General features: G+C 72.6%; 3 protein-coding genes and 1 tRNA gene. All 4 read right to left on the bottom strand.

The features are described 5' to 3' along the window. Window positions 1-131: 131 nt before the first annotated feature. Window positions 132-965 (bottom strand): SGNH/GDSL hydrolase family protein, encoded by an 834-nt coding sequence (locus ACRX5S_RS40860; protein WP_436778371.1) that lies wholly within the window; start codon window positions 963-965, stop codon window positions 132-134. A gap of 752 nt (window positions 966-1,717) precedes the next feature. Further along, a tRNA-Ala gene (locus ACRX5S_RS40865) sits at window positions 1,718-1,791 on the bottom strand. A 268-nt stretch (window positions 1,792-2,059) separates the two neighbouring features. Beyond that, the gene (locus ACRX5S_RS40870; RefSeq protein ID WP_436778372.1) at window positions 2,060-3,628 is read right to left on the bottom strand and encodes a hypothetical protein; all 1,569 of its coding nucleotides are present in this window, start codon (window positions 3,626-3,628) and stop codon (window positions 2,060-2,062) included. A gap of 144 nt (window positions 3,629-3,772) precedes the next feature. Further along, complete coding sequence (locus tag ACRX5S_RS40875; protein ID WP_436778375.1) at window positions 3,773-4,375, bottom strand: GNAT family N-acetyltransferase; 603 nt, start codon at window positions 4,373-4,375, stop codon at window positions 3,773-3,775. Window positions 4,376-4,384: the final 9 nt, after the last annotated feature.

Genomic DNA, 4,384 nt, shown 5'->3' on the forward strand with positions numbered 1-4,384 from the left:
CGGGCGCATGACGATGGACGACGTCGAACATCTCGTCACCCGCAGCGCGCGCCTGCTGATCGCAGGCGCGGCGGCCGAACGGGACACCTAGCCGTTCGCGCCCACTTCGTCCTCCCGCCCCTTGGCCGGCCCTACAGCGGCATCAAATCCGGTCGCTTGGGTTCGAGCCCGTCCCCGGAGGACTGACCCCGCAGGCGGCGTCCGATCCACGGCACGAGGTGCTCACGCGCCCACTGCACGTGCTCGCGCCGCGCGTGTGCCGCGCTCAACTGCTCGGCCTCCGGCGGCCACGCCGCCTCCGGGTCCTCCTCGACGGGCAGCCCGACCGCACGCGCCGCGTTGAGCGCCACGCGCTCGTGCCCGCACGGCGACAGGTGCAACCGGTCCTCGCTCCACGCCCGCCGGTCCTGCACGGCCTGCATCGCCCACAGGTCGACCACCGTGCAGTCGTACCGCGCGGCGATGACCCGCAGGTGCTCGTTGTACGTCGCCACCTTGCCGCGCAGCAGCTTCAACAGCCCGAGTTCGCGCGTATCGAAGCCGGTGAAGACCAACACGTGCGCACCCGCGGCGCGCAGCTCGGCCACCCCTCGCTCGTACTCCGCCGCCAACCTGTCCGGATCGCCGCCGGGCCGCAGGACGTCGTTGCCGCCCGCGCAGAAGCTGACCAGGTCGGGCCGGGCCGCGACGGCCACCGGGAGCTGGCTGTCGATGATCTGGTGGAGGAGCTTGCCGCGGACCGCGAGGTTCGCGTACCGCAACCCGGGACGGGCCTCGGCGAGCCGCACCGCGAACCGGTCGGCCCAACCGAGCAGCGTCCCGTCAGGCCCGGGGTCGCCGACCCCTTCGGTGAAGCTGTCGCCGATCGCGACATACGACCCGACGGCGCCGAGACCGCGCGGGCTGGGAGGGGCAGGGTGCAGAAAGGGCAGGGGCGCGTCGAGTTCGCGTGCATCGTCGGCCATGTCACGCGATGTTGGCACGCAGTGACCGGGCTACGCGACCGTAGTCACCGCCCCGTCACAGTCGGCAACCGCCAGACCCCAATCCTCTGCCCGAACAACAAACCCCGGATCATGACGGACCGGCGGACTGCAACGTTGGCGAACCGGGTGAAGCGGTTCTCGTGCGGCGTTCCGGGCCAGGACGCGAAGGGCTGAATCCGGTTCCGTCCGCGTCGAACTGGGCTTGTGCAAGGCTCAGACCTGGTCCTGCCGCACGCCGCGGCGTTGTTGGTCGCAGGGCGTAATGGGGGGTGAGATATGGCCTCCGGGCAGCTCCCTCTCCGAGGAGGGCCGTGGCGATGTTCGGTTGTCTCTGACTCCGGCCCCGCCCACCCCCCATGACCGCGGACCCCGAAGGTACTCTGACCGGCCCTGATCACGCGCGATCGACGGTACCGGCGACGTCCGACAACTCCACTCCCCAAGTGGCCCCGGGCGTACGCCCGATCCGGGTTCACGACACCCGCCACACGTGCAAGCCCCTGCCGGCGGCACTCGACGTTCACCCGAGGGTGGCAATGCGGGTCCTCCCGCACAGCAAAGTCGCCGTGCCCCTGGAAAGCTGTACGCCGGTTCCGTCCACAGCGACGCCGAGCGCTGAAGCGGCTGGGCAGGCGCCTCAGCAAGCCGACCAAGTAGATACGGCAGGTTGCCGCGAACACAACAGACCAAGGGCCTGATCCGAATTATCGGATCAGGCCCTTGGGTCGTTGTGGAGCTGAGGGGATTTGAACCCCTGGCCCCCTCGATGCGAACGAGGTGCGCTACCGGACTGCGCCACAGCCCCAACGAGAAAGAAGATTACCACCTTCTGGGGGTGGCTCGTGCACGGGTTATTCAGGGGTGGGTCCGGGGGTGGAGTGGGGTGCGGGGGCGGGCGGTTGTGGGTGTTGGCGGCCGCTTCCGTCGGCATGTCCACCGTCCCGTCGGCGCGCGACAGTGGGACCTCTGCGGTGCGGGGGCGGGCGCGCGGGCGTAGGGGTACTCGACTGTCTGGCCGCCCGCACACTGTTTGTGCGCGCGTGCCTTCGGTGGAACTGGCCTGTGGTGAGCGGCTATTCGTTGCCTGCTCGGGGCCAGTCCTGTTCGTAGGGCGGGTATTGCGGGGCGCGACGGGGGTCTTCGGCGTATTGGTCGAAGAGGGGGGTCGGGTCGGCGGCCACCGGTTCGGGGGTCGCGGGCTCGGGGCGCTCGGGGAGGGCCGGTTCGCCGCGAGGGACGACCGGGGCGGTGACGTACGTGGGCAGCGGGACCGGGACGGGGTCCCAGGCGTCACGGTCGGCCGCGTCCTGGCCGCTGTCGGACTGGAGGGCGGCGATCCACTCGGCGTGGTCGCGCTCGTCGGCGGCGGACCGCCTTCCGGAGCGGGCGCGCGGCTCCTGGGCCGAGGCGGGCGGGGTCGCGCCGCGCGCCTGGCCGGAGCGCGGCGGGGCGGAGCCGTCGGGGGTACGGCGGCGCGCGGGCGGGTCGGGCTGCGGGGTGGCAGTACGGCGCGGCTCGCCGTCGGTCTTGCGGGCGGGCCTCGGAGGTGCGGGGCGCGCGGGCGGCGTCGGGCGCAGTTGGTTGCGGAGGTTGGCCTCGTACCGCCGCCGCTCCTGGACGCGGAGGTACGCGATGTAGCCGGTCAACGCGATGCCGGGCAGGACCGGGGCCCAGATCCAGGCGAGGCCCAGCATGCCGGTGACGACCGCGCCGCCGGTGAAGAGGAGGAACAGGCAGACGACCACGCGGCGGCGGCGCGCGAGCAGCTTGGCCCGGCCGTCCGGGCCCTTGAGGGGTGCGGGCGGCTTGACCGTGACCGCGGGGGCGGTACGGCGGCCCAGGCCGAAGCGGCGGCGCGCCTCGGCGGGCGCCTCCTCCGGCTGCCGAGCGGTCGAGGCAGGGGGCGAGGACGTGTGCGGCGAACGCGCGGCCGGCGAGGTGCCCCGGGAACGGTCGAAGGCCCCGGCGGACGGGCCGGGGCGGCCCGTCTCGTCGACGGGCGCGTGCACCTGGCGGGCTCGCGGGGCCTGGGCGGCGGGGACATCACGGCGTCGCGGCGCGCTGTCGCCCTGCTCGGGAGGCGCCGCGGGTGGCGGCTTCTCACGACCTTGGGTATCGCGTGCGTGGCTGTCGCGGGCGTGGCTCTCGCGTGCGTGCGGATCACGACCCTGCGGATCACGCCCGGTCGTATCGCGGCCTGAAGTGTCACCGCGGGGTGGGGACGGCGTTTGCGGCCCGGTGTTGTCGCGGGTGTCGCGACCGTCGCGCGAGTCGCGAGCATCGCGGCTGTCGCGCGACGGGGTCTCGCGGCCGTGGGGCTCACCCTCGCGGTCGCGCGCGTCCCGGCCGTGGCCGCTCCCCGCCGCCCCGTCCCTGGAATGGCCCTCCGCCCCTCGGCGGCGTTCCCGTGCGGGGGCGTCCAGCGAGACGGACGCGGTGGCAAGGCCGTCGTCGCCGTTGGCGATCATGCGGGCATAGCGGCGCTCCAGGGCGCCGCGACGGGACAGGATCCTGATCGCGGTGGTGAACCGCTCGGTGTGACGGGCCTCGTTGAGCTCGTCCTGCCGGCGGAGCCACATGGGCACCAGATAGGCAGCCCAGGCCCCCACGATCGCTGCGTAGATCAGGCCGCTGCTGCTCACATCGACACGCTAAGCCGGATGGCCCCCGCAATGTTGGAGGATGCCCGGTGTGTCGCACGATCTTCTTTGATGCGTGTGTGACTACTGGGACGGATGTGTCCCGTGTGGTCATACGAATTCCCCCGGGCGGCGCAACGTCCGAGGTCAGCCGCCCAGCAACCCGTGCGACTCGCGGTACACCCGCCATCGCGCCAACAGCCCTTCCGGCACCTCTTCCGCGTTCAACGCGTAGACGAGGTGGTCGCGCCAGTCGCCGTCGATGTGCAGATAGCGCGGGCGCAGCCCCTCCTCACGGAACCCGAGCTTCGCCACGACCCGGCGGCTTGGCATGTTCTCCGGCCGGATGCACACCTCGATCCGGTGCAGCCCGATGCGGAAGAAGCAGTGGTCGGCGGCCAACGCGACGGCGGTCGGCATCACGCCCCGCCCCGCGACGCCCTCGTCGACCCAGTAGCCGATGTGCGCGGAGCTCATCGAGCCCCACGTGATCCCCGCGACGGTGACCTGACCGACCAGGTGCCCGTCGTACAGCACCACAAAGGGCAGCATGCGCCCGGCCGCGGCCTCCGATCGCAGGTACCGCGCCATCTGCCGGAAGGTGGGACGCCGGGCGGCCGGCGAACCGGGCGGCACGGTCGCCTCCCAGCGCCGCAGCCAGTCGCGGTTGCGCGTGTGGACCTCCTGCCACACGTCGGCATCCCGGCCGCGGATCGGGGGGGGGGAAGGGAACGCCTCGGCCGACCCCAACAACCACCC

It is taken from the genome of Yinghuangia sp. YIM S09857 (genome assembly GCF_051388915.1).
GTDB lineage: Bacteria > Actinomycetota > Actinomycetes > Streptomycetales > Streptomycetaceae > Yinghuangia.